The 22,495-nt window shown below is 64.0% G+C and carries 19 protein-coding genes; 11 read left to right on the top strand and 8 right to left on the bottom strand.

Translation table 11 applies throughout. The annotated features are described in order from the left end of the window. Positions 1-40: 40 nt before the first annotated feature. From rplS to MRBLMU1_RS17475, 7 genes are all read left to right on the top strand, one after another. Positions 41-427, top strand: a complete 387-nt coding sequence (gene rplS, locus MRBLMU1_RS17505; RefSeq protein WP_090315727.1) for a 50S ribosomal protein L19 — start codon at positions 41-43, stop codon at positions 425-427. Positions 428-497: 70 nt separating this feature from the next. Then, positions 498-1,166 carry a CoA pyrophosphatase gene (locus MRBLMU1_RS17500; RefSeq protein WP_363503637.1) on the top strand — a complete coding sequence of 223 codons (669 nt, stop codon included), beginning with the start codon at positions 498-500 and terminating at the stop codon, positions 1,164-1,166. A gap of 86 nt (positions 1,167-1,252) precedes the next feature. Next, positions 1,253-2,221 carry a CobD/CbiB family protein gene (locus MRBLMU1_RS17495; protein ID WP_363503635.1) on the top strand — a complete coding sequence of 323 codons (969 nt, stop codon included), beginning with the start codon at positions 1,253-1,255 and terminating at the stop codon, positions 2,219-2,221. 235 nt (positions 2,222-2,456) lie between these two features. Further along, positions 2,457-2,789 (top strand): DUF3579 domain-containing protein, encoded by a 333-nt coding sequence (locus MRBLMU1_RS17490; RefSeq protein WP_090315719.1) that lies wholly within the window; start codon positions 2,457-2,459, stop codon positions 2,787-2,789. A gap of 98 nt (positions 2,790-2,887) precedes the next feature. Continuing rightward, positions 2,888-5,659, top strand: coding sequence for a M16 family metallopeptidase (locus tag MRBLMU1_RS17485; RefSeq protein ID WP_363503633.1), 2,772 nt, complete (start codon positions 2,888-2,890; stop codon positions 5,657-5,659). Between the two features lie 44 nt (positions 5,660-5,703). Further along, entirely contained in the window at positions 5,704-6,168 is a 465-nt protein-coding gene (locus MRBLMU1_RS17480) for an Rrf2 family transcriptional regulator (RefSeq protein WP_363503631.1), read from the top strand. Then, positions 6,143-7,066 (top strand): NAD(P)/FAD-dependent oxidoreductase, encoded by a 924-nt coding sequence (locus tag MRBLMU1_RS17475; protein ID WP_363503629.1) that lies wholly within the window; start codon positions 6,143-6,145, stop codon positions 7,064-7,066. Before MRBLMU1_RS17480 ends, MRBLMU1_RS17475 begins: the two co-directional genes overlap by 26 nt. A gap of 4 nt (positions 7,067-7,070) precedes the next feature. Here MRBLMU1_RS17475 and MRBLMU1_RS17470 read toward each other — a convergent pair whose 3' ends face one another. After that, positions 7,071-7,811, bottom strand: a complete 741-nt coding sequence (locus MRBLMU1_RS17470; RefSeq protein WP_363503627.1) for a GntR family transcriptional regulator — start codon at positions 7,809-7,811, stop codon at positions 7,071-7,073. A 380-nt stretch (positions 7,812-8,191) separates the two neighbouring features. Between MRBLMU1_RS17470 and MRBLMU1_RS17465 the strand changes: the two genes are divergently transcribed. The 3 genes from MRBLMU1_RS17465 to MRBLMU1_RS17455 are packed head-to-tail and all read left to right on the top strand — an operon-like array spanning position 8,192 to position 13,499. After that, positions 8,192-11,086, top strand: a complete 2,895-nt coding sequence (locus MRBLMU1_RS17465; RefSeq protein ID WP_363503625.1) for a TonB-dependent receptor — start codon at positions 8,192-8,194, stop codon at positions 11,084-11,086. Positions 11,087-11,134: 48 nt separating this feature from the next. Continuing rightward, positions 11,135-12,190: a cupin-like domain-containing protein gene (locus MRBLMU1_RS17460; RefSeq protein WP_363503623.1), complete on the top strand. Its 1,056-nt coding sequence runs from the start codon at positions 11,135-11,137 to the stop codon at positions 12,188-12,190. A gap of 16 nt (positions 12,191-12,206) precedes the next feature. Further along, positions 12,207-13,499 (top strand): glycoside hydrolase family 18 protein, encoded by a 1,293-nt coding sequence (locus MRBLMU1_RS17455; protein WP_363503621.1) that lies wholly within the window; start codon positions 12,207-12,209, stop codon positions 13,497-13,499. 98 nt (positions 13,500-13,597) lie between these two features. Here MRBLMU1_RS17455 and MRBLMU1_RS17450 read toward each other — a convergent pair whose 3' ends face one another. The 7 genes from MRBLMU1_RS17450 to MRBLMU1_RS17420 form a co-directional block, all read right to left on the bottom strand. Next, positions 13,598-14,908, bottom strand: coding sequence for a hypothetical protein (locus tag MRBLMU1_RS17450; RefSeq protein WP_363503619.1), 1,311 nt, complete (start codon positions 14,906-14,908; stop codon positions 13,598-13,600). A gap of 201 nt (positions 14,909-15,109) precedes the next feature. Next, positions 15,110-16,417, bottom strand: coding sequence for an MFS transporter (locus MRBLMU1_RS17445; RefSeq protein WP_363503617.1), 1,308 nt, complete (start codon positions 16,415-16,417; stop codon positions 15,110-15,112). A gap of 17 nt (positions 16,418-16,434) precedes the next feature. Further along, positions 16,435-17,940 carry a beta-N-acetylhexosaminidase gene (nagZ, locus tag MRBLMU1_RS17440; protein ID WP_363503615.1) on the bottom strand — a complete coding sequence of 502 codons (1,506 nt, stop codon included), beginning with the start codon at positions 17,938-17,940 and terminating at the stop codon, positions 16,435-16,437. 18 nt (positions 17,941-17,958) lie between these two features. Further along, a complete protein-coding gene (locus MRBLMU1_RS17435) occupies positions 17,959-18,972 on the bottom strand; it encodes an SIS domain-containing protein (RefSeq protein WP_363503725.1) in 1,014 nt (337 codons plus the stop codon). A gap of 5 nt (positions 18,973-18,977) precedes the next feature. After that, positions 18,978-20,075 (bottom strand): N-acetylglucosamine-6-phosphate deacetylase, encoded by a 1,098-nt coding sequence (gene nagA / locus MRBLMU1_RS17430; protein ID WP_363503613.1) that lies wholly within the window; start codon positions 20,073-20,075, stop codon positions 18,978-18,980. Continuing rightward, the gene (locus MRBLMU1_RS17425; RefSeq protein WP_315217129.1) at positions 20,072-20,749 is read right to left on the bottom strand and encodes a GntR family transcriptional regulator; all 678 of its coding nucleotides are present in this window, start codon (positions 20,747-20,749) and stop codon (positions 20,072-20,074) included. Before MRBLMU1_RS17425 ends, nagA begins: the two co-directional genes overlap by 4 nt. 72 nt (positions 20,750-20,821) lie before the next feature. After that, entirely contained in the window at positions 20,822-21,715 is an 894-nt protein-coding gene (locus MRBLMU1_RS17420; RefSeq protein WP_363503611.1) for a BadF/BadG/BcrA/BcrD ATPase family protein, read from the bottom strand. A 294-nt stretch (positions 21,716-22,009) separates the two neighbouring features. On the opposite strand from MRBLMU1_RS17420, the gene MRBLMU1_RS17415 reads away from it, so the two are divergent. Continuing rightward, complete coding sequence (locus MRBLMU1_RS17415; RefSeq protein ID WP_363503609.1) at positions 22,010-22,276, top strand: hypothetical protein; 267 nt, start codon at positions 22,010-22,012, stop codon at positions 22,274-22,276. The last annotated feature ends 219 nt before the right edge of the window (positions 22,277-22,495 follow it).

Here is a 22,495-nt window from a genome sequence, read left to right as displayed (position 1 = left end):
CTCAACTGCGCGCCAGCACGATGGTTTTTGGAGTCTTAAAATGAATCTGATTCAACAACTCGAGCAAGAAGAAATCGCTCGTCTGGGCAAGAAGATCCCTGATTTCGCCCCTGGCGATACCGTGATCGTCAACGTCAACGTCGTCGAAGGCACCCGCAAGCGCGCCCAGGCATACGAAGGCGTCGTCATCTCCCGTCGTAACCGTGGCCTGAACTCGAACTTCATCGTTCGTAAGATCTCGTCCGGCGAAGGCGTCGAGCGTACGTTCCAGCTGTACTCCCCGCTGATCGCTTCGATCGAAGTGAAACGCCGCGGTGACGTACGTCGCGCTAAACTGTACTACCTGCGTGATCGTTCCGGTAAATCGGCACGTATCAAGGAAAAACTGCCAAACCGTCGCCCAGCGGCGAAAGCAACCGCAGCTTAATAGCCGCGCTTGTGTTTGGATGAAGGGGCACCACATAAAGGGGTGCCCTTTTTTTATATGGAGGTTCCGTTTGGCCAAGCCGCTATTTGATCCGAAGTCGCTGCCGATCGACGCCATCGCCGGCGAGCCGGCCGTCGCCCGCGAGCGCCTGGTGCCGCAATGGCTGCGCAGCCGCTTCGCCGAGCAGCCGGTCTGGACGCCGGAGAGCACCGACGAACGGCACCTGCGGCGTCCGGACGGCAGCCCGGCCACGGCCGCCTCGGTGCTGATCCCGCTGGTGCTGCGCGAGACCGGCCTGACCATCCTGCTGACCCAACGCAACGCCGACCTGACCGACCATCCCGGCCAGGTCAGCTTTCCCGGCGGCCGCGCCGAAGCCTACGACAGCGGTCCGGTCGACACCGCGCTGCGCGAATCCGAGGAGGAGATCGGCCTGGACCGCTCCCATGTCGACGTCATCGGCACCATGCCCGACTATTTCACCGGCACCGGCTACCGCGTCACCCCCGTCGTCGGCCTGATCGCGCCGCCGTTCGAGCTGCGGCCCGACCCGTCCGAGGTGGCCGAGATCTTCGAAGTGCCGCTGGCCTTCCTGATGGACGGCCTGAACCACCAGCGCCTGTCGGCCCAATTGCCCGGCGGACTGCGCAGCTTCTACGCCATGCCCTATGGCGAATACTACATCTGGGGCGCCACCGCCGGCATGCTGCGCAACCTGTTCCACTTCCTGCGCGCTTGATGTCCGAACTAATAAGTTTGATTCTCCCACCACGGTGGGTTATCGTAGCGGGCATCAAGGCGTCGCCGACCTAAAAAGGACCATTAATGACATTTCTTTCCATTTTATGCGCGCTGCTGCTCGAGCAAATGAAGCCGCTGCGCGCGGATAACCCGATCTACGCCGAGATCAAGAGCCTGGCGTTGCGGATGGAGACTTGGTTCAACGCCGGCCATTCGAGCCACGGCCGCCTCGGCTGGTTCCTGATGATGGCCATCCTGATGGTGCCCACCGCGCTGATCTACTGGGTGCTCAAGTACTACGACTGGTTTCTGGCCGCCTTCGCCTGGAACGTGCTGGTGGTCTACCTGACCCTGGGCTTCCGCCATTACAGCCACTATTTCACCTCGATCCAGCTGCACCTGAGCGCGGGCGATGACGCCGCCGCGCGCGCGTTGCTGGCCGAATGGACCAAGCAGGACACCGTCGGCATGGATGTCAGCGAAATCTCCCGCGTCGCCGTCGAAAAGGCGCTGATCACCACGCACCGCAGCGTGTTCGGCGTGTTCTTCTGGTTCCTGATGCCGCTCGGCCCGGCCGCCGCCGTCATGTACCGCGTGTCCGAATACCTGGCGCGCGCCTGGAACGAACCGGAACATATGCGCAACGAGGCGTTCGGCCAGTTCGCCGCGCGCGCGTTCTACTGGATCGACTGGATACCGGTGCGCCTGACGGCCGTCGCCTTCGCCGTGGTCGGCAACTTCGAGGACGCGATTTACGCGTGGCGCAATTTCGCCCACCGCTGGAGCGACAAGGCGATCGGCATCATCCTGTCAGCCGGCGGCGGCGCCATGGGCGTGCGCCTGGGCACGCCGGCCGAGAACGCGGCCAAGGTGGTGCTGGTCGACGCCTCGACCGTCGACGTCAGCGACATGGAGCCGGACATGCTGCCGGGCGAGGAGCCGGGCATCCGCGCGCTGCAAAGCACGGTGGGCCTGGTGTGGCGCGCATTGTTGCTGTGGATGATGTTGTTATTGCTGTGTTCCGGCGCGGCCTGGCTCGGCGGGACGCCTTAAAACGGCCGGGAGCAGGGTACAATAGCGGTATTGCCTTGGTGCGGATGATGAGTTTTCTGCACCAATTTGGTTATCTGTGAGGAAAGGTCGATTGAAATCAACGACTTACGTATTTAGGTCTTCTATAAGATATAATACGTAAGATTCTTCTAGAATGATATCCGCCCGGCGCGTCCCGCCGGGACTTTCCACGCATTCTTGTTACCAACAAGTATCTACGCACAAGCCCCCGCCCATGGCAGAGTCAGTTCAAAAACCGGCAGAACAGCAGGAATCGTTCTTCATCCTAGGCCTCACCAGCAATGGCAGGCAGTTCCGTCCCAGCGACTGGGCCGAGCGCCTGTGCGGTGTGATGTCCTGCTTCAAGCCGGAAGGTTATGGCGGCGGACGCGACTCCCATTTGCAGTTTTCGCCGTATGTCACGCCGACGGTGGTCAACGGCGTCAAGTCGGTGGTGGTCAACGGCAAGCTGCGCGCCCTGGAGCCGCTGGCGTATCACTTCGTGATCTCGTTCGCCAAGGATAACGACCTGCAGATGGTCGACGCCTGCCTGGTGCCCGAGAAGTAAGTACTTAAGCCTCCCCTCAGAAAATTTTCGTTTTTGCCACTACCCACGTCGGCGGGGTGGGGCTATGCTGCCTGTTCATCCGTTTTTAGCGAGACACCATGAACAACAGCCGTTTGAAACAAGCCGTCGTCGCCAGCATGATGCTGTGCGGCCTGTCCTTCGCCGCCACCGGCACCGCCTGGGCCGAGCCCGTCGCCGCCACGGCAGCCAAGGCGCCCGCCACCGCCGCCGTCAAGCTCCCGGCCGGCGTCGTCAAGGGACCGTCGGTGGAAGGCATCACCGAGTACCGGCTGCCGAACGGCTTGAAAGTGCTGCTGTTCCCCGACGCCTCCAAGCCGACGGTCACCGTCAACGTCACCTACCTGGTCGGCTCGCGCCACGAGAACTACGGCGAGACCGGCATGGCCCACCTGCTCGAACACATGCTGTTCAAAGGCTCGCCGAAGAACCGCAGCATCCCGCAGGAATTCGCCAACCGCGGCATGGACTTCAACGGCACCACCTCCTTCGACCGCACCAACTACTACGAGGTGTTCCAGGCCAGCCCGGAGAACCTGAAATGGGCGCTCGACATGGAGGCCGACCGCATGGTGAACTCCTTCGTCGCGCGCAAGGACCTGGACTCCGAAATGACGGTCGTGCGCAACGAGTACGAGAGCGGCGAGAACAGCCCGTTCGCCGTGCTGCTCAAGCGCATGGAGAGCGTCGCCTACGACTGGCACAGCTACGGCCGCGACACCATCGGCAACCGCAGCGACATCGAAAACGTCAAGATCGACAACCTGCAGAAGTTCTACCGTACCTACTACCAGCCGGACAACGCGGTGCTGCTGGTGGCCGGTAAATTCGACCCGGCGCAAACGCTGGCGTGGATCAGCAAATCGTTCGGCGCGATCCCGAAACCGAAGCGCGTGCTGCCGCCGTTCTGGACGGTCGAGCCGACCCAGGACGGCGAGCGCAGTTTCGTCGTGCGCCGCAAGGGCGACATGCAGCTGGTGGTCCTCGGCTACAAGATTCCGTCGGCGCTGCAGGAGGATAGCGACGCGCTCAGTTTCATGTCCGAGATCCTCGGCGACACGCCGACCGGCCGCCTGCACAAGGCGCTGGTGGAAACCGGCAAGGCCGCCGAGGTGTTCAGCTTCGGCCAGACCGGCTACGCGCCCGGCCTGCAATTGATCGGCGCCGTGGTCAAGGCCGGCGAACCGCTGGAACCGGTGCGCGACGCGCTGATCGCGACGGTTGAGAACTTCGCCAAGACGCCGCCGACGGCCGAGGAAATGGAGCGCGTGCGCCGCAACGTCGCCAACAGCGTCGAGAAGTCGCTCAACGATCCGCAAAAGGTCGGCGTCACCTTGTCCGAGGAGATCGCGCTGGGGGACTGGCGCCTGCTGTTCCTGGACCGCGACAAGCTGCCGACCATCACGCCGGAGCAGGTCAGCGCCGCCGCCGCGCGCTACCTAAGGCGCGACAACCGCACCGTCGGCACCTTCATTCCCGAAGACCATCCGCAGCGCGCCGAGATCCCCGCCGCGCCGAGCGTGGCCGAGGTGATGAAAGACTTCAAGGGCAAGGACAGCGTGCTGACGTCGGAGGTGTTCGATCCGAGCCAGGACAACATCAACGCCCGCACCGAGATCAAGACCATCGGCGGCCTGCGGGTGGCGCTGTTGCCGAAGAAGAATCGCGGCGAGGCGGTGTCGGTCAACATGTCGCTGCACTGGGGCGACGAGAAGAATCTGTTCAACACCTCCATCGTCTCCAGCGCCGCCAGCGCGATGCTGATGCGCGGCACCGACAAGTTCACGCGCGAGCAATTGTCCGACGCCTTCGCCAAACTAAAAATATCGGGCGACCTGTATCGCTTCGACACCACCGGTCCGAATCTGGATGCGGCGCTGCGGCTGGTCGCGCACGTGCTGAAGGACGCCAGTTTCCCGGCGGCGGAGTTCGAGCAGCTGCGCCAGCAATGGCTGGTCGGGATCGAAGCGTCGCGCAACGAACCGCAGTCGCTGGCCAGCACGGAAATGGACCTGTACTTCAACCACTACCCGAAAGGCGACGTGCGCGCGCCGATGTCGGTGGACGAGCAGCTGGCGGCGGTCAAGGCGCTAAAGCTCGAAGACGTGGTGGCCTTCCACCGCAAATACTACGGCGCCAATCACGGCGAGATCGCCGTCGTCGGTGATTTCGACAAGGCCCTGATCAGCAAGACCATCGAGGACAGCTTCTCGGGCTGGGACAGCAAGGTCTCCTACGCCCCGGTCACCCGCGTCAACGTGGACAAGGCGCCGATCGTCAAAATGATCAACGCGCCGGAAAAGGAAAACGGCTTCTATGCCGCGCGCCTGAACCTGGATTTGAACGTCAACGATCCCGACTACCCGCTGCTGGACCTGGCCAATTACATCTTCGGCGACGGCGGTTTGAAATCGCGGCTGATGGACCGCATCCGCCAGAAGGACGGCTTGTCGTATGGCGGCGGCACGGGCTTGCAGGCGGGCGAGATCGACCGCGCCGGCAGCTTCGACGTCAACGCCATCGCCGCGCCGCAGAACCTCAAGAAGCTGCAATCGGCGATCAGGGAAGAGCTGGACCGGGCGGTGAAAGCAGGCTTCACGGCGGCGGAACTGGCGGGCGCCAAATCCGGCCTGCTGCAGCAGCGCATCCAGAACCGATCGAAGGATGAAGTACTGGCCGCCGGCTGGACGCGCAACCTGTACCTGAACCGCACCTACAGCTGGAGCAAGGAGTACGAGGACAAGCTGAAGGCCGCGACGCTGGCGCAAGTCAACGCCGCCTTCCGCAAAGCCGTCGACCCGGCCAAGCTGACGGTGGTGGTGGCCGGCGACGAGTCCAAAGCCAAAAAATAAGGAATGTTCTGCACCATCTCCAATTATGTACTATCATTAGTTACATGAGACGAAACAGCAAACTATCCTCCATCCTGCACGTGCTGCTGCACATGGCGCACGCCGACCGGCCGTTTACCTCGGACGAGCTGGCCGGCTTCCTCGACACCAACCCGGTGCTGGTGCGCCGCGTGCTGGCCGGCCTGCGCGAGCGTGGCTATGTCGGTTCCGACAAGGGCCATGGCGGCGGCTGGACCATCACCTGCGACCTGCGCCGCGTGACCCTGCGCGACATCTACGAGGCGGTCGGTTCGCCCACGGTGTTTGCGATGGGGAACCGCAGCGAGCAGCCCGAGTGCCTGGTGGAGCGCGCCGTCAACGACGCGCTCTCCAGCGCCTTCGACGAGGCCGAGGCTTTGCTGATCGAGCGTTTCAAGGACGTCACGCTGGCCGATTTGTCGACCCGCTTCAACGACGAATACGCCAAGCACAAAGGAGCCTCCCATGCACATCCCACATCCGAGCACTGAATTCGACGTCATCGTCATCGGCGGCAGCTACGCCGGCCTGTCCGCCGCGATGCAGCTGGCGCGCGCCCGCCGCCGCGTGCTGGTGGTCGATGCCGGCCAGCGCCGCAACCGCTACGCCAGGCATTCGCACGGCTTTCTTGGCCACGACGGCCGCGAGGCGGCGGCCATCGCCACCGACGGCCGCGCGCAGTTGATGAAGTATCCGACCGTGCGCTGGATCGAGGGCTCGGCGCAGCGGGCCGAGAAAGTGGAGCAGGGCTTCCGCGTCACCTTGCAGGACGGCGGCGCCTACAACGCGCAGCGGCTGGTGCTGGCCACCGGCGTGGTCGATGAATTGCCGCCGGTACCGGGGCTGGCGGAGCGCTGGGGCGGCACGGTGTTCCACTGTCCCTACTGCCATGGCTATGAGCTGATGGAGGGACGCATCGGAGTGCTGGCCACGGGGCCGCTGTCGATGCATCACGCGATGATGCTGCCGGATTGGGGGCAGGTGACGATGCTGCTCAACGGGGCTTTCGAGCCGGACGCGGAGCAGTTGGCGTCACTGGAAAAACGCGGCGTGGCGATCGAGCGCACGCCGGTCAAGTCAATCACCGGGCATGCGACGGTTGAATTGCAGGACGGGCGGTCGCTGGAGATGGCGGGTCTGTTCGTGGTTAGCCGCACGCATAGCGGCAGTCCGATGGCCGAGCAGCTGGGGTGTGAGCTGGAGCAGGGCGCGATGGGCATGTACGTGCGCACCGACGGCATGAAGGCGACCAGCGTCGCCGGCGTGTACGCGTGCGGCGACGCGGCGCGCATGGCGGGGAATGTGGCGCTGGCGGCGGCGGATGGCACGCTTGCCGGGGTGTCGGCGCATCATTCGCTGATCTTCGGCGCGACCGCGGCGGCGGCGTGATTGCCTAACCCGCATTGAGCTCCGCCACGAAATCGTACAGGTCCCCGCGAAAATAAGACCGGCAAAACTCCACCGCCCGCCCATCGCGCAGAAACCCCAGTCGTTCCACCGCCAGCCCCGCGTCCCCCGCCTTGGCCTGGAGCAGCGCCGCCTGCTCCTCGTCGAGCAGCAGCGCGCTTAGTCGCTGGAGCGCGCGCACCGGGCGGTTGTGCGCATGCTCCAGCGCCTCGTACATCGACACCTGCACCGACTCCAGCGACGGCAAACACGTCGCGACGATGGTGGCGTACTCGATGCACATCGGGATGTCATCGGCGTAGCGGATGCGGTGAAACCGGTACACCGCCGCCCCCGGACTAAGCCGCAACCGCAGCGCCTCCTCCGGCGTCACCGTCCCTTCCGACCGCTTGAGCCACACGCTGCGCGGCGTGCGCCCGCGCGCCCGCATGTCCTCCGAAAACGACGTCAGCTTGGCGAAATTCTTCTCGATCCTCGTATTGATGAAATTGCCCGAACCAGGGCGCCGCACCAGCAATCCCTCGTCCACTAGCCCGTCGATCGCTTTCCTCACCGTGATGCGCGAGATCGACAGGTCGGCCGCCAACTGCCGCTCGGCCGGCAAGGCTTCGTCCGGTCCGAACAGCCGCTGGTCGATGGCCGTGCGCAGCGCGCGCTGTAGGCGCTGGTAGAGCGGCTGGCTGCTGCCTTGCCCCAGCGTGTGCATGATCTCAGCAAGCGATGTCATCCGTTTCGTCTCCCTCGTCCCGGGCCGGGCGCCCTGAATTGGTCTGTACCCGGTCGTTGCCATACCTGATCCGATAATACCAAAAAGAACCACCGTTCTGGTATCACACTGGTTTTACTGTGGACCGCACCGCCCTATAGATGCTCCTCTGCAACGAAGGGCGAATTGGTATGTGTACTTCGCACAACATATAAAAAAAATATGGCAATTGGTAGTATTCTGGTATTGGTACTGCGGTATATTGGCGTTGAATTGGTTTTGTATGAGGTTGTAAAAAAGGGATCTGCACGACATCGCGGCGGCGATGAACCGGGGAATCGATCTACGTTAAAACAGCACGGGCCTTCCAAAAAAAACAGGCCGCAAACAAGGGGGAGTAAATGAAAGAGAATCTGCCAGGTAAGACGAACATGCCACGTAGCGCGGTCGAGCAGTTGACGCCGATCGCCGCGGCGGTGGGCCTGATGGTGCTGGGCATGTCGTGGTCGGCGCAAGCGCAAGCCCAGGCGCAGGCTCAGGCCGATGCCGGCAAGAAGGACGGCGAGGAGATGCAAACGGTCCAGGTGCAGGGCATTCGTGCGGCCTTGCAACAGTCGCTGAACCAAAAGAAAAATGCCGAGTCGCACCTTGAGGTGATCACGGCCGAAGACATCGGCAAGATGCCCGATAAAAACGTCGCCGACTCGCTGCAGCGTGTGCCTGGCGTCAACGTCAGCAACGCCGGCGCCAGCGAAGGCGGTTTCGACGAGAACGACCGCGTGTCGATGCGCGGCACCAATCCCAACCTGACCCAGACCCTGTTCAACGGCCACAACGTGGCCTCCGGCGACTGGTTCATCCTGAACCAGACCACCCAGGTCGGCCGCAGCGTCAGCTACACGCTGGTGCCGTCGGAGCTGGTCGGTTCGGTGGTGGTGCACAAGAGCTCGGAAGCGAGCCTGGTCGAGGGCGGCGTCGCCGGCTCGGTCGACATCATCAGCCGCAAGCCGCTCGAATTCAAGGAGAACTTCACCGGCGAAGTGTCGCTGGGCGCGGTGTACGCCGATCTGCCGAAGAAGACCGATCCGCAATTCAGCGCCTTGCTGAACTGGAAGAACGAGCAGCGGACTTTCGGCGCCTTGCTGCAAGTGTTCTCCGAAGAACGCCACCTGCGCCGCGACGGCCAGGAAGCGCTGTCCTACGACAAGATCCTGGCCAACAGCCCGATGGCGATCGCCAATCCGGACCTGGCCAACGCCTACTATCCCGGCTTCCTTGGCGCCTCGCTGTTCCAGCAGGAGCGTAAGCGCCGGGGCGGTTTGATCGACCTGCAATTCAAGCCGAGCCGCGATCTGAACTTCGACCTGACCGGTTTCAGCTCGACCTTGAAGGCGTCCAACACCAACGACAACTACCTGCTCAACGGTGGCGCCATCATCAACCAGGGCAACGGCCAGGCACCGCTGCCGGGCTATGTGGTCAAGACCCAGAACGGCGTCAAGACCCTGGTCAGCGCGAACTTCGCGCCGGTGGCCGGCACCAACTATAACGAGTACGACCAGATCTCCCGTCCCGGCGCCGAGGCGACCGCCAAATTCATCGCGCTGGACGGCAAGTGGCGCGCCGCCGAGAACCTGACTTTCTACGGCAAGGCCGGCACCTCGAAAGGCGAGGGAAAAACCCCGACCCAGGACGTCATCGCGTGGAACGGCGCCACCGGCACCGGCGCGTCGTACAAGTTGAACGGCACCGGCACGGCCGCCGACTTCTCCTTCAATAACAATCCGGCCGCGACGCCGGGCACCGACGCCACCAGTGGCTTCAGCTGGATGTTCGGCGACCAGAACGTCACCGTCACCGACAAGGAAAAATGGCTGCAACTGGACAGCGACTTCCAGCTCGAAGCCGGTCCGCTCAAGCTGCTGAAATTCGGCGTGCGCGGCGCCGATCACGATCGCTATTCGGACAACGTGGTTGGCCAGGGTCCTACCTGCTCGACCCGCACCGACGCCGCCGGCGGCCCGGGCTTCTTCTGGGCGGCGCCGCTGCCTACCCAGTACAGCTGCATCAACGGCGCCAACTCGCCGTACAACCCGGCCAACTGGCCTGCGGCTGCCGGATCGTATCCGTCGAACTACGCCAGCGGCCTGGGTGGCAATTTCCCACGCGGGATCTTCCGCTACACCGCCGAACAGCTGGCGGCGTTCTCCAAGCTGTTCGCCAACCGCGCCACCGACGGCACGCGTGAGGACTTCGGCAATGAGTTCAACCTGAAGGAAAAGAACCGCGCCGCCTACATCCAGGGTAACTTCGAAGGCGAAGGCTGGAGCGGCAACGTCGGCGTGCGCTACGTGCAGACCAAGGAACGCGCCGTCAGCAATGTCGGCATGCCGGGCGATACGCCACTGGGCCAGCCGGGCGTGGTGTACACGTCGGCGTTCGGCATCTTCAAGCCGACCACCGTCGAACACACCTACAACGACTATCTGCCGAGCGCCAACCTGCGCCTGGATCTGAACAAGGACCTGGTGGCCCGTTTCGCGCTGTCGCGCACCATGACGCGTCCGGACTTCTCGTCGCTGGTCGGCACCTTCACCCTGACGCCTCCGGCCACCAAGGGCGGCGTCGGTTCCGGTTCGGGCGGTAACCCGGATCTGAAGCCGATCACGTCGAACAATTTCGACGCCTCGCTGGAATACTACTTCGCACCGCGCTCGCTGGTGTCGGCCAGTGTCTACTACATGGACCTGACCAACTACATCGGCCAGGGCACGCGCGTGGGCACCTACCGCACCTACACCGAGGCCACCAAGGTCACCGATCCGAACGGCTTCGACGCGCAGTACCTGATCTCTTCGCCGATCAACAGCACCGGCAAGGTCAAGGGCATCGAGCTGTCGTACCAGCAGCCGCTGTTCGGCTACTTCGGTATCGACGGCAATGCCACCTTCACCAACGCCAGCGACAGCAGCGGCGCCAAGGTGCTCGGTTCGTCGAAGCGCACCTACAACGCCAGCGCGTTCTACGAGGACGAGCGTTTCAACGCCCGCCTGACGTACAGCTACCGTTCGGATTCGTATGTTGGCCTGGATCGCGGCACGGAGTTCAACCAGGTCGGCATGGGTTACCTGAACGCGTCCCTGGGCTACAAATTCAACGAGAAGATCGGCTTCTCGCTGGACATGCGTAACCTGAACGATCCGAAGCTGAAGTACTACGCCTTGAACGAAGACCAGCCACGTTCGGTCTACAAGAACGGTCGCCAGTTCTTCCTGACGATGCGCGTCAAGTACTAAGCCGGTCGGACCGCGTCCGCCTCCACTAAAGAGGCGGGCGCGGGTCGCATGACGGGTTTTCAACGCTATACTTTGCCGATGCACCCAATTCCGCAACCGATACCCGAGTGGCGCGATGTCGACGCCCGCGTCTTCCATGAGCAGATCCTGCCGCTGCACCGCCCCGCTGTGATGCGCGGCGTGGTGCGCGACTGGCCCGTCGTCGCCCACGCGCTGACGTCGCCGGAGGCGGTCGGCGGCTACCTCAAATCCTTCGACAGCGGCGCTGATGTCAACGCCATCATGACGCCGCCCGCCGCGCAGGGGCTGGTGACCTATAGCGACGACGTCAGCGCCTTCAGCTTCGTGCGCAACCGCCTGCCGATGTCGGACATCATCGACCAGTTGATGCGCTATCTGCCGGCCGGCGTCCGCGCTCCCGCGCTGGCGGCGCAAAGCGCGGTCATCGCCGAATGCCTGCCGGGATTTTTGACGGAGAACCAGCTGCCGTTGCTGGGACCCGAGGTGCGGCCGCGCATCTGGCTGGGCAATCACATCACGGTGCCGGCCCATTTCGACGAGGCGCAGAATATCGCGGCCTGCGTCAGCGGCCGGCGGCGCTTCACCTTGTTTCCGCCCGAGCAGGTGGGCAACCTGTATGTCGGCCCGCTCGATTACACCCCGGCCGGCGCGCCGATCAGCATGGCCTCGCGCGCGCAACCGGACTTCGACAAGTACCCGCGCTTTCGCGACGCGCTGGCGGCGGCGCAGGTGGCCGAACTGGAGCCCGGCGACGCGATCTACATTCCGGCGATCTGGTGGCATCAGGTCGAATCGATCGGCCATCTGAACATCCTGGTCAATTATTGGTGGGGCGGTTCGCACACGGCCAACGACCGCAGCATGTCGCCGTCGAATGCGCTGATGCACTGCTTGCTGAACATGAAGGATCTGGAGCCGCAGGTGCTGCAGGCCTGGCGGGCGATCTTCGAGCATTTTGTTTTCAATTCCGACCCACAGCGGTTGGCGCATATCCCTGAACAGCGGCGCGGGGCGTTGGGAGCGATGTCGCCCGAAGAGGTGCGGCGTTTCAAGGACGTCTTGATCGCGCAACTGCAAAAATAATTCTACTGGAGACACCATGAAATTACACGCCGGCGCAGTGTTCGCGGCATCTGTCATCGCAGCGTTGTCGTCATCGTCGGCCATGGCGGATGAAGTGATCGGCTATTACCCCGGCTGGAAGTCGGCGGCGTATCCGGTCACCGCCGTCAACGTCGGCGCCGACAAGTTGACGATGGCGCTGTACGCATTCATCGACGTGTGCTGGGACGGCAAGCATGGCAACCCCGAGCCTTCCGTCAATGACGAGGCGCCCTGCCAGGATGCCGCCGGCGATCCGGCGTCGGCCAATGGCGCGCTGGTGTTCGGCGACGCCGTCGCGGACGGCGCCAATCTGCGCGCGCTGGTGGCGTTGAAGAAGCAGCATCCGAAGTTCAAGGTGGTGGTGTCGGTCGGGGGCTGGAATTGGTCGAACCGGTTTTCCGACGTCGCCGATTCGGCCACCGCGCGCGCCAATTTTGTCGCCTCGTCGGTGAAGCTGATGCGCCGCTTCGGTTTGGATGGCATCGACATCGACTGGGAGTACCCGACCGAGGTTGGCATACCGTGCGTGGCGGGCAGGGTCTGCGCACGGCCGCAGGACAAGCCGAACTACATCAAGCTGGTACGCGAACTGCGCACCGCCTTCGACGCGGCCGGCAAGAAGGATGGCAAGCATTACAGCGTCACCATCGCGTCGGGCGCCAACGCCAACTTCGTCAACGACGGCGCGGCGGGCAGCGCCTGGATCAAGGAGCTGGCGCAAAGCCTCGACTGGATCAACATCATGACCTACGACTACCACGCTCCGTGGGAGAAAACCACCGGGCATCTGGCTGCATTGAGCGGTGATCCGAAAGATCCGGTCGCATCCAAGGGTTTGTATGCTGAGGCGTCGGTCCAGCGCTATTTGGATGCCGGCATCGCGGCGGACAAGCTGGTGATGGGCGTGCCGTTTTATGGTTACGGTTGGAAGGGGTGCGCGCCCGGCCCGGCGGGCGACGGCCAGTATCAGTTGTGCGAAGGTGGCGCGACCGGCGGCGCCGGTGGCGGCAACGCGTATGGCTTCAGCCATTTGCTGAAGCAGGGAATACTGACGCCGTCCTTCGAGGGTGGCAAAGGCTATAAACGGTATTGGAACGCGTCGGCCAAGGTGCCGTATCTGTACAACGCGAAGGAGAAGATCTGGATCACGTACGAGGACCAGGAATCGCTGAGGGGGAAGGCGCGCTATATCAAGTCGAAGAAGTTGCGCGGGGCGATGTTCTGGGAGTTGAGCGCCGATGGCGAGCATCAGCTGATCGAGACGCTGTGGTCCGAGATGCGGCGGTAGAAACCCGGAACGGCGGGGTCGTACCCCTTGGGGTACGACCCCGACGCATCACGGGTTACGGGTTAAAAAAATGCCGGCGATGCCGGCATTTTGTTTGATTACTTCGCGGCGGCTGCCGGTGCTGCCGCAGGTTTGTTCTGATACATGATCCAGTAGCGCGCCAGATCGCCACGGCCGTCGTTGCCGGTGACCGTTTCCAGCAGCTTGACCGATTCGTCCTTCTTGCCGGCCATCGCCAGCGCGTAGCCCAGACGCAGCTTCGCATCTTCAGGATTCTTCGACACGCCTTTGGCGATACCTTGCTTCATCAGGTCGATACCCTTGTCGAACTGGCCCAGGGTGATGAAGTTGTAACCCAGGTTGACCAGGCCGACACCGTCCTTCGACTTCTGCGCGGCGGCGACGCCCGAATCGATGTTCTTCGCATCGTCGGCGGCGCCCTTGTTGGCGTTGTCGCGGATCTTCTGGATCGCGGCTTTGTCTTTACCGGCCGGGATGGCGCCTGGATAAGCCTTGTCCATCGCGATTTTACCTTCGGTGAAGAAGCCGCCCAGCACCGCCAGCTCGGCCTGTTCGACGTAATCCTCAGGCTCCATCTTCGATGGCGCGGCGACCGCTTTCAGGCGCGCCATGTCCAGGTCCAGACGCGGAGCGTAGGTCTTCTTGCCGCGCGTGCGGTTCAGCAGGTCGAACCAGTAGTCTTCCGAAGGGTAGTAGCGCACCAGCTCTTCGATCGCCGTCAGATACAGGTCGGTGTCCTTCAGTTTGATGCCGACGTTACCCAGCAAATTGAGTTCGTCCTTGGTCGGCGCGGTGCCTGCTTTTTTCGCCGCTTCGATATCCTTCAGTACTTCGGTCTTGGCGGTGGCGAAGTCGTTCTTCAGGAAGTACGAACGCACGATGTACTGGCGCTGCTTGGCGTTGTCGCCCGATTCGGTGCCGTAGCGGTTGAACCAGGTGATGGCCTTGTCATAGTCCTTGATGGAGCTGTAGTAGATGCCGGCGACGGCGTCGATGAAGCGCAGTTTGTCTTCCTGCTTCAGACGGCCCGAATCGATCATCGATTCCAGCGCCTTCAGGGTCAGCTCATTGTTATTGGTGGCCTGGCCCAGTTGCACGCGCATCTGGTTCAGCACAAACGCCTCGTATGGAGTCAGGTTCGGCGCGGCGGCGGCGGTGTCGATGCGGGTCTGGTATTCCTGGTAGTTCTTCGAATCGAGCAGCGGCTTGGTTTGCGCCGGATCGATCAACTTGTAGATCTCCGGACGTACCGTATCCTTCGGCGCTTCGGCGGCGGCTTTTTCCTTGTCCTGCGCGTGGGCGGCGGTCACGCCCAGCATGGCCGGTACCGCGTTCAGGCCAATGGCGGCCAGGATCAGACTAATACGAGCGAGACGAATATGGGACATGTTTAATCCTTCAAAAGACATGGGATGGCCGGCGCCGAGACGCCATGCCGTCGCTATTGGAGTTAGTGTTCAAGGCCGCGCTACGCGCGATCCGGCAAACCGCACATTCTACGATCCCTTTCCGGGAAGTAAAAGAGCCCGCCGGTGAAACCAACGTATTGTTACATAAATCATGGTTGATGCGCTTAATTCAAGGGTGCGTCAACTGTGCGCTGGTCGCGCAACCACCGGCTCCGGCTCATGCCGCGGACGCGCTGTCATTGGAATGATCTGCGACAGGATGGCCACCGGGATCGCGCACAGCATCACCCAGATGAAGAAGTGCTGGTAGCCGAGCGCGATCTGGATGTCGCCGCTGAATAGTTTGAACAGGACAAAGCCGAGCTGCATGATGCCGGTCGCGAAGGCATAGTGCGCGGTCTGATATTTACCCGGCGCGACCACCTGCATCATGTACAGAATCAGGCCGACGAAGCCGAAGCCGTAGCCGAACATCTCGACGCTGAGCGCCGCGCCGATCACCGCCAGGTCGGTCGGCTGGAAGTAAGACAGCAGATAGAAGGCGGCGTTGGGCAGGTTGACCGCGAGGATCAGCCACAGGATGGCGCGTTTGAGGCTCAGCCACGAGGTGAAGTAGCCGCCGGCGATGCTGCCGACGACGAAGGCGACGGTGCCCACGGTGCCGTAGACGGCGCCCACTTCGGACGTGGACAGTCCCAGGCCGCCAAGCGCGCGCGCCTCGCGCAGGAACAGGGGACCGATCGACTGCACCTGCGCCTCCCCGGCGCGGAACAGGATGATGAACAGGATGGAGATCCAGATGCCGGGCTTTCTGAAGAACTCGACGATCACTTCCCACAGCGTGCGGGCGATGGCGGCGGCGTTGGTGTCTGCGCTCGTTTCGTTTTTCGCCAGCGGCAGCGCCCAGCTGTTGTACAGGCCAAGGCCGATCATCAGCGCGGCCAGGATGCAGAAGCAGATGGTCCACGCGGGGACTACGCCCATGGTTTTTTCGAAGTGGCCCGCCAGCAGCAGCAAGCCGCCGGTGGTGAAGAATTTGCCGGCGTTGAAAAAGGTGCCGGTCCAGCCGGCGTACTGCGCCTGGCCTTTTTCATCGAGGCTGGTGATGTACAAACCGTCGCAGGCGATATCGTGGGTGGCGGCGGAGATCGCGACCAGCGTGAGCATCGCCATGCAGGCGGCGAACCAGAATGGCGCGTGCAAGGCCAGCGCGACGCCGCCCAGGCATACGCCGCCGAGGATCTGGAAGCCGACCACCACCAGTTTTTTGCTGCTGGCCAGCTCCAGGAAGGGACTCCACAACGGCTTGAACACCCACGCGAAGCCGATCAAGCCGGTCCAGTGATTGAGCTCGTCGTTGGGCACGCCCATGCTCTTTAACATCTGATTGGCGACGATGGCCACCGCGAAGAACGGCAGGCCTTGCGCCAGATAGAGGCTGGGGACCCAGAACTTCGGGTTGCGGATGTTTTGTTTATTGTGGTCCACGTCGTCCCCGGATTATTTTATTCGAAGCCCGGCACCGGCGCGCGGCCGGTGGCTGGCAGTTCGTCGGCCAGCCAGCTGTTGACCGCGTCCAGCGCCGGTTTGGCGAAGCCGTAGGTCATCAGCGCGGGCGCCTGGATGTCGAGCGCCTGGTACGGGTTCCACAGCGCCAGATGCAGGTCGGGACGCCACGTGGTCCTCGCGTGCTCGCCGTAGCGCAGGCGCGAGGTCGACGCCAGCATCGTGAAGCGGCCGTCGCGGGGCAGGGCGCTCCAGTCGAAGGCCTCGGCGTCGGCGAAGGTCACCAGTTCGACGTCGTACAGGCGGCGCAGCGACGCGGCCACCGTTTCGGCCGGCACGCCGGCTTCCGATACGCCGTCGCTGACGACGTCCTGGCGCACCACCAGGCGCACCCGCGCGCCCTTGGCGGGGCGGCGCGGCTGGCGGTAGGCCGTCAGCGCGCGGCGCCAGCCTTCGGCCATCACGTCGCGGTCGGCCGCATCCTCCTTGTACGAGCGCGGCTTGCACGGATAGGCCAGCGCCAGCGCGGACAGGCGGTCGAGGCGCCGCTGGACGTCTTCCGCCGTCAGTTCGCCGGTGGCCAACGCCGCCGCGATGGAGTCGAGCGTTTCGTTCTGGGTTTCCGGGGTGCCGAGCGCCATCACCATGTCGGCGCCGGCGGTCAGCGCGCGCACCGCCGCGTTGCCCACGCCATAGCGGCCGGCGATGGCGTGCATGTCCATGCCGTCGGTGATGACGACGCCTTTGTACTTCCACTCGTCGCGCAGCAGGCCGGTGAGGATGCGGCGCGACATCGTGGCCGGGTTGTCCGGGTCCAGCGTCGGATAGACGATGTGCGCCGTCATCATCGCCGGCGCGGCGGCCGACGCGATGCGGAACGGCGCCAGTTCAAGGCGGTCCAGTTCCTCCAACGGCTTGTTCACGGTCGGCAGGTCACGGTGCGAATCGACATTGGTGTCGCCATGGCCGGGGAAGTGTTTGACGCAGCAGGCCACGCCTTCCGCGTGGCTGCCGGCCATCCACGACATCGCCAGTTCGGCGGCGCGCTTTGGTTCGGCGCCGAAAGAGCGCTCGGCGATGACCGGGTTGTGCGGATTGTTGTTCAGGTCCAGAACCGGCGCGAAGTTCCAGTTGAAGCCCAGCGCCTTGACGGCGCGCGCCACGGCGGCGCCGGTGCGGTAGGCCAGGTCGGTGTCGTCGGCCGCGCCCAGGCCCATGGCCGCGGGCGGCGCCGGCACCCAGGTCGAGCGCACCACGGCGCCGCCTTCCTGGTCGATGCCGATCAGCGACTCGGGCCCCATGACCGCCCGCAGGTCGGCGGTCAGCTTGCCCAGCTGTTCGGAGTCGGTCATGTTGCCCCGGAAAAGGCAGACCGCGCGGATGTTGTTCGCCTTCAGGAAGCCGGCGGTGGCCGCGTCCAGCACAGTGCCGGGGAAGCGGATCATGATCAGTTGGCCCGCGATTTTTCGCAACTCGTCGTGAGTCTTGTTTGTTTGGTCGGTCATTGGAGTGCTCCGGCGCGCTTAGTTTGTTTTGGTGACTTTGCTCAAATGGCGCGGCGCGTCCGGGTCCATGCCGCGCGCCGCCGACAGTTTTGCCGCCATCACGTAAAAGGTTTGGATCGCCACGATCGGATCGAGATCCGGCGTCGCCGCCACCGGCAAGGTCAGGTCGCGTTCGGCCACGTCGGCCGGCGCGGCCAGCAGCACGCGCGCGCCACGGCCTCGCATTTCGCTCGCCAGCTGCAGCAGGCCGGCCTGGGTCGGGCCGCGCGTGGCGAAGATCACCAGCGGGTAGCCTTCCTCGATCAGCGCCATCGGGCCGTGCTTGATCTCCGCGCCGCTGAAGGCCTCCGCCTGCAGCGCCGAGGTTTCCTTGAATTTCAACGAAGCTTCCAGCGCGACCGGGAAGCTGATGCCGCGTCCGACCACCATGATGTTGCGGGCCGGCGCCAGCACTTCCAGCGCCGGCGACCAGTCCTCGGTGGTGGCGGCGCGCAGCGACTCGGGCAGCGCCTCCAGGCCGGCCAGCAGCTCCGGATCGTTCTGCCACGCGGCCACCAGGCGCGCGCCGGCCACCAGGCTGGTGATGAAGCTCTTGGTCGCGGCCACGCTTTGCTCTTTACCGGCGCGCAGCGGCATCGCCCATTCGGCGGCGTGCGCCAGCGGCGAATCGATGTCGTTGACCAGCGCGATGGTGGTGGCGCCGCCGTCGCGGAAGTACTTGATCGGCTCGACCACGTCCGGGCTCTGGCCCGACTGCGAGATCGAGATCGCCAGCGTGTCGCGGGTGATCAGCGGCGACTTGTTCAGGGTCACCAGCGACATCGGCAGCGACGCCACCACGCGGCCCAGGCGCGCCATGATCAGGTAGGCGGCGTAGGCGCAGGCGTGGTCCGACGAACCGCGCGCGATGGTCAGCGCGGTCGAGAAGGAGGTGCTCCTCAATTTGCGGCCCAGCTCCGCGTAGCGGTCGCCATCGTGGGCCAGTTGCAGGGCCACGCAATCAGCTGCGGACAGGGCTTCTTTCAACATCATTGAGGTCACAACAATTCTCCTTCGATATAGACGGCTTTGAGGTTCAGGTCACGGTCGAGCACCACGAGGTCGGCATAGGCGCCGGGCGCCACGCGGCCCCGCTCTTGCAGGCCGAGATAATCGGCCGCATACGTTGAGACCCGTGCCGAGGCATCCGCCAGATCGAGGCCGAGTCCGACCAGGTTGCGCAGCGCCTGGTCCATGGTGAGGGTGCTGCCGGCCAGCGTGCCGTCGGGCAGGCGCACGCCGCCCATGCACTTCATGACGACCTGGCGGCCCAGCATATATTCGCCGTCCGGCATGCCGGTGGCGGAGGTGGAATCGGTCACGCAGTACAGGCGCGGAATGCAGCGCAGCGCGGTCTTGATGGCGCCCGGGTGCACGTGCAGCAGGTCCGGTATCAGTTCGGCGTACTGCGCGTGCGCCAGCGCCGCGCCGACCATGCCGGGTTCGCGGTGGTGCAGGCCGGTCATGGCGTTGAACAGGTGGGTGAAGCCGTGGGCGCCGTTTTCCAGCGCCGCCTTGCCGTCCTCGTAGGAGCCCAGCGTATGGCCGATCTGCACCCGCATGCCGGCGTCGGACAGTTCCTTGACCAGTTCCAGGTGGCCTTCGATTTCCGGCGCCACGGTGATCAGTTTGAGAGGCGCCAGCGTTTCGAGGCGTTCGACGTCGGCCAGCTTGGCCGAGCGCGCGTAGTTGGGCTGCGCACCGAGCTTGCCGGAGTTGATGTACGGGCCTTCGAGGTGGGCGCCGAGCACGCGCGCTTCACCCTTGCCGCGCTGGGCGGCGGCCCTGCCGATCCCGGCCAGCGCGATGTCGATATCCTCCGGCGGCGCCGTCATCGTGGTCGCCAGCATGCTGGTGGTGCCGTGCCGCGCGTGGATGGCGGCGATGGTGTGGACCGCGTCGCCGCCTTCCATCACGTCCTTGCCGCCGCCGCCATGCACGTGCAGGTCGATGAAGCCGGGGATGATGTAGTCGTCGGCGTTGAGCGCCGGATCGATGCCGCCGCCGGTGATGGCGATCACGCGTTCGTCGAATGTGACCTCGCCGCGGATCCAGCCCGCCGACGTAAGGATATTGCCTTTGATTGCACTGCTCATCTGCGCGACTCCGCTACGAATTCATAATAATCACTTCGGCAATACGAGTGGGTCAGTTCCACCGCTGCGCCGTTGTCGAGATAACTGACGCGGGTGATGTGCAGCATCGCGGCACCCGCAGGTATGTTGGCCAGGCGCGCCTGTTCCACGCTGGCGTTGACGGCGCGGATATGCTGCAGCGCGCGCATCGGGATCGTGCCCTTCGATTCCAGATAGCCGTACAGCGAATCGGTCACGCTATGCGGGTTGGGCATGTACTGCGCCGGGATGGTGGTCGTTTCGATCGCCATCACCACGTCGTCGGCGGTGCGCAGGCGCTTCAGGCGCGCCACCGGCATGTTGGGCGACAGGCCGAGCGACAGCACCTCGACCGGCGAGGCCACGCCGATGTCGCGCTGCAGCCAGCGCGAGCCGGCGTTGAAGCCGCGCTCCCGCAGTTCTTCCGAAAAGCTGGTCAGGCGCGACAAGGGCTGTTCAAGTTTCGGCGTGATGTAGGTGCCCGAGCCGCGCTTGCGGGTCAGCATGCCGCGCTCGCACAGCATGTCGATCGCCTTGCGGGCGGTGACGCGCGAGATGTTCAGCATCTCCGACAGCACGCGCTCGGAGGGCAAGGCCTCGTTGGCGCGCCACTCGCCGTTGACGATACCGTCGGACAGCTTGTTCGCCAGCTGCATGTACAGCGGCGTGTCGCTGCCGGCGTCCGGTTCGAAGTCTTTCAGCTGTTCGCTCGACTGGGCTGGCACGGGCTACTCCTTCAATCGTTGTTGGATCAGCCGCAGCGCGCCGGCCGCCGAATCGCCTTGCGGCGTCACGCTGCGCGCCAGGACAGCCGCCGGCAGATAGGGGCGCAATGGCGCGCCCAGGCCGCCGCACAGCGCGATCGGCAGCGCGCCGCTCGGATCGAGCGCGTTGGCCATGCGCTCCACTTCGCGTCCCGCTTCGAGCAGGATTGCCTGCGCGGTTGGATTCGATTCGCCATGGCGCAGCACCACGCGCGCCAGCTGCGCGTATTGGGTCTGCGTGGCCTTGGCCAGCCATTGCTGGACCGATAGACGCGTCTGCGCGAGGTCCGCGCCTTCGGCCGCGCCGCAGGCTTCGGCGACGTCGGCGGCGAAGGCGTCGTCCGGCTTGCGGCCGTCGAGTACCTGCTGCAGGTGGTTGGCCGCGCGCAGTCCCATCCAGGCGCCGCTAGCCTCGTCGCCGGCCGGGAAGCCCCAGCCGCTTACTTCGACATGCGGGCCGCGGAGCGGTTTGACCTCGCCGACGCTGCCGGTGCCCAGCGCGATGATGGCGCCCGGCTGGCCGGCGTGGGCGCCCAGCACGGTGGTGTGGCCGTCCGACTCCAGCGCCAGGCGCGCGTAGCCGGGATTGGCGGCGACGAATTCGGCGGCCCACTGGCGGTTATGCACGCCGGCCATGCCGAGGCCGATCGCGATGGACGACTTGGCCGGGAAATCGATCCCGGCGGCAGCGAAGGCTTTCGCGGCCGCGTCCTCGACGGCGGCCCAGGCGCCGGCGATGCCGTGCGACAGCGCCGAGGGCCCGCTGGTGCCGTTTGCCAGTTCGACGCCGTCGACGCGCGCCAGGCGAACCCTGGTACCGCTACCTCCGCCGTCTACGCCTATTAAAAATTCGATCATGGGTATCTGAAAACTCTGTCGCTGGGAAGCCGGCCCGGGCCGGGGTGGTTGAGGGCACTATATGGTTGCCCAACCAGCTTGTCAACAGGTATTTAACTGGTATTATAAAATATTGAAGTGGACTTGCGTTGTCGAGTTGGTATTTATTGGTAACTATCTGTTTTTAATGGGAATTGGCGAAGCGCGGCGCGTTCGTTGGCGTATCGCCGATGCATGCCACTTTGGTCTGGTTTTGGTAGGGAGGGCGGCGGAAGGAGTACAATTCCGCTTTGTTAGATATTTAAAGGTAAGACAATGAGTGACTATTGGGACGACTGGCAGCGCGAGGCGTTGGCCGCGGGCGTGAAGGCGCCGTTGGCCAAGCTGGGGATGGAAGTGCTGAAGACGCACCGCAAGAACCGCTGGCCATCGCACTTCCTGGGCCGCATGGAAGACGGGCCGATGATGATTGAAATGTGCCTGGAAGAGCCGGACGAGACGGAGTTGCTGTTCGTCGAGAATCTGCATCCGTATGACGACAAGCTGATTGCCGCCACCAAGAAGCGTCTTTGCTTCGATTGATGTTTTAGGCGGTGCTTGCGCCGCAGGCCGCATTTGGCGGATGAGGCGGCACGCCGTAATCCGCCAGGAGCCGACGGCCCAAGTAAGGTCCAGCCCGTGTAGAAATGGTGGACCTGACCCTAATGCCGCTAAGTTAAGTTTTCTTAGTTAATCGTTTCTCTGGATATCGCTGCGCCACCGCTTTAACGACCCGGTCGAATTTTCGTCCGGGTCGTTGCG

It is taken from the genome of Burkholderia sp. LMU1-1-1.1 (genome assembly GCF_040675865.1).
In the GTDB taxonomy this organism is placed as follows: domain Bacteria; phylum Pseudomonadota; class Gammaproteobacteria; order Burkholderiales; family Burkholderiaceae_D; genus Rugamonas.
The sequence above is the reverse complement of the archived record's forward strand: the minus strand, read 5'-3'. Positions and strand labels throughout refer to the sequence as shown.

Excerpts from the sequence above, each read along its gene's own strand:
- rplS (WP_090315727.1), top strand. The coding sequence starts at position 41 with ATGAATCTGATTCAACAACTCGAGCAAGAAGAAATCGCTCGTCTGGGC.
- MRBLMU1_RS17495 (WP_363503635.1), top strand. The coding sequence starts at position 1,253 with ATGACATTTCTTTCCATTTTATGCGCGCTGCTGCTCGAGCAAATGAAG.
- MRBLMU1_RS17490 (WP_090315719.1), top strand. The coding sequence starts at position 2,457 with ATGGCAGAGTCAGTTCAAAAACCGGCAGAACAGCAGGAATCGTTCTTC.
- MRBLMU1_RS17485 (WP_363503633.1), top strand. The coding sequence starts at position 2,888 with ATGAACAACAGCCGTTTGAAACAAGCCGTCGTCGCCAGCATGATGCTG.
- MRBLMU1_RS17480 (WP_363503631.1), top strand. The coding sequence starts at position 5,704 with ATGAGACGAAACAGCAAACTATCCTCCATCCTGCACGTGCTGCTGCAC.
- MRBLMU1_RS17475 (WP_363503629.1), top strand. The coding sequence starts at position 6,143 with ATGCACATCCCACATCCGAGCACTGAATTCGACGTCATCGTCATCGGC.
- MRBLMU1_RS17470 (WP_363503627.1), bottom strand. The coding sequence starts at position 7,811 with ATGACATCGCTTGCTGAGATCATGCACACGCTGGGGCAAGGCAGCAGC.
- MRBLMU1_RS17465 (WP_363503625.1), top strand. The coding sequence starts at position 8,192 with ATGAAAGAGAATCTGCCAGGTAAGACGAACATGCCACGTAGCGCGGTC.
- MRBLMU1_RS17460 (WP_363503623.1), top strand. The coding sequence starts at position 11,135 with ATGACGGGTTTTCAACGCTATACTTTGCCGATGCACCCAATTCCGCAA.
- MRBLMU1_RS17455 (WP_363503621.1), top strand. The coding sequence starts at position 12,207 with ATGAAATTACACGCCGGCGCAGTGTTCGCGGCATCTGTCATCGCAGCG.
- MRBLMU1_RS17450 (WP_363503619.1), bottom strand. The coding sequence starts at position 14,908 with ATGTCCCATATTCGTCTCGCTCGTATTAGTCTGATCCTGGCCGCCATT.
- nagZ (WP_363503615.1), bottom strand. The coding sequence starts at position 17,940 with ATGACCGACCAAACAAACAAGACTCACGACGAGTTGCGAAAAATCGCG.
- MRBLMU1_RS17435 (WP_363503725.1), bottom strand. The coding sequence starts at position 18,972 with ATGATGTTGAAAGAAGCCCTGTCCGCAGCTGATTGCGTGGCCCTGCAA.
- nagA (WP_363503613.1), bottom strand. The coding sequence starts at position 20,075 with ATGAGCAGTGCAATCAAAGGCAATATCCTTACGTCGGCGGGCTGGATC.
- MRBLMU1_RS17425 (WP_315217129.1), bottom strand. The coding sequence starts at position 20,749 with ATGCAGCTGGCGAACAAGCTGTCCGACGGTATCGTCAACGGCGAGTGG.
- MRBLMU1_RS17420 (WP_363503611.1), bottom strand. The coding sequence starts at position 21,715 with ATGATCGAATTTTTAATAGGCGTAGACGGCGGAGGTAGCGGTACCAGG.
- MRBLMU1_RS17415 (WP_363503609.1), top strand. The coding sequence starts at position 22,010 with ATGAGTGACTATTGGGACGACTGGCAGCGCGAGGCGTTGGCCGCGGGC.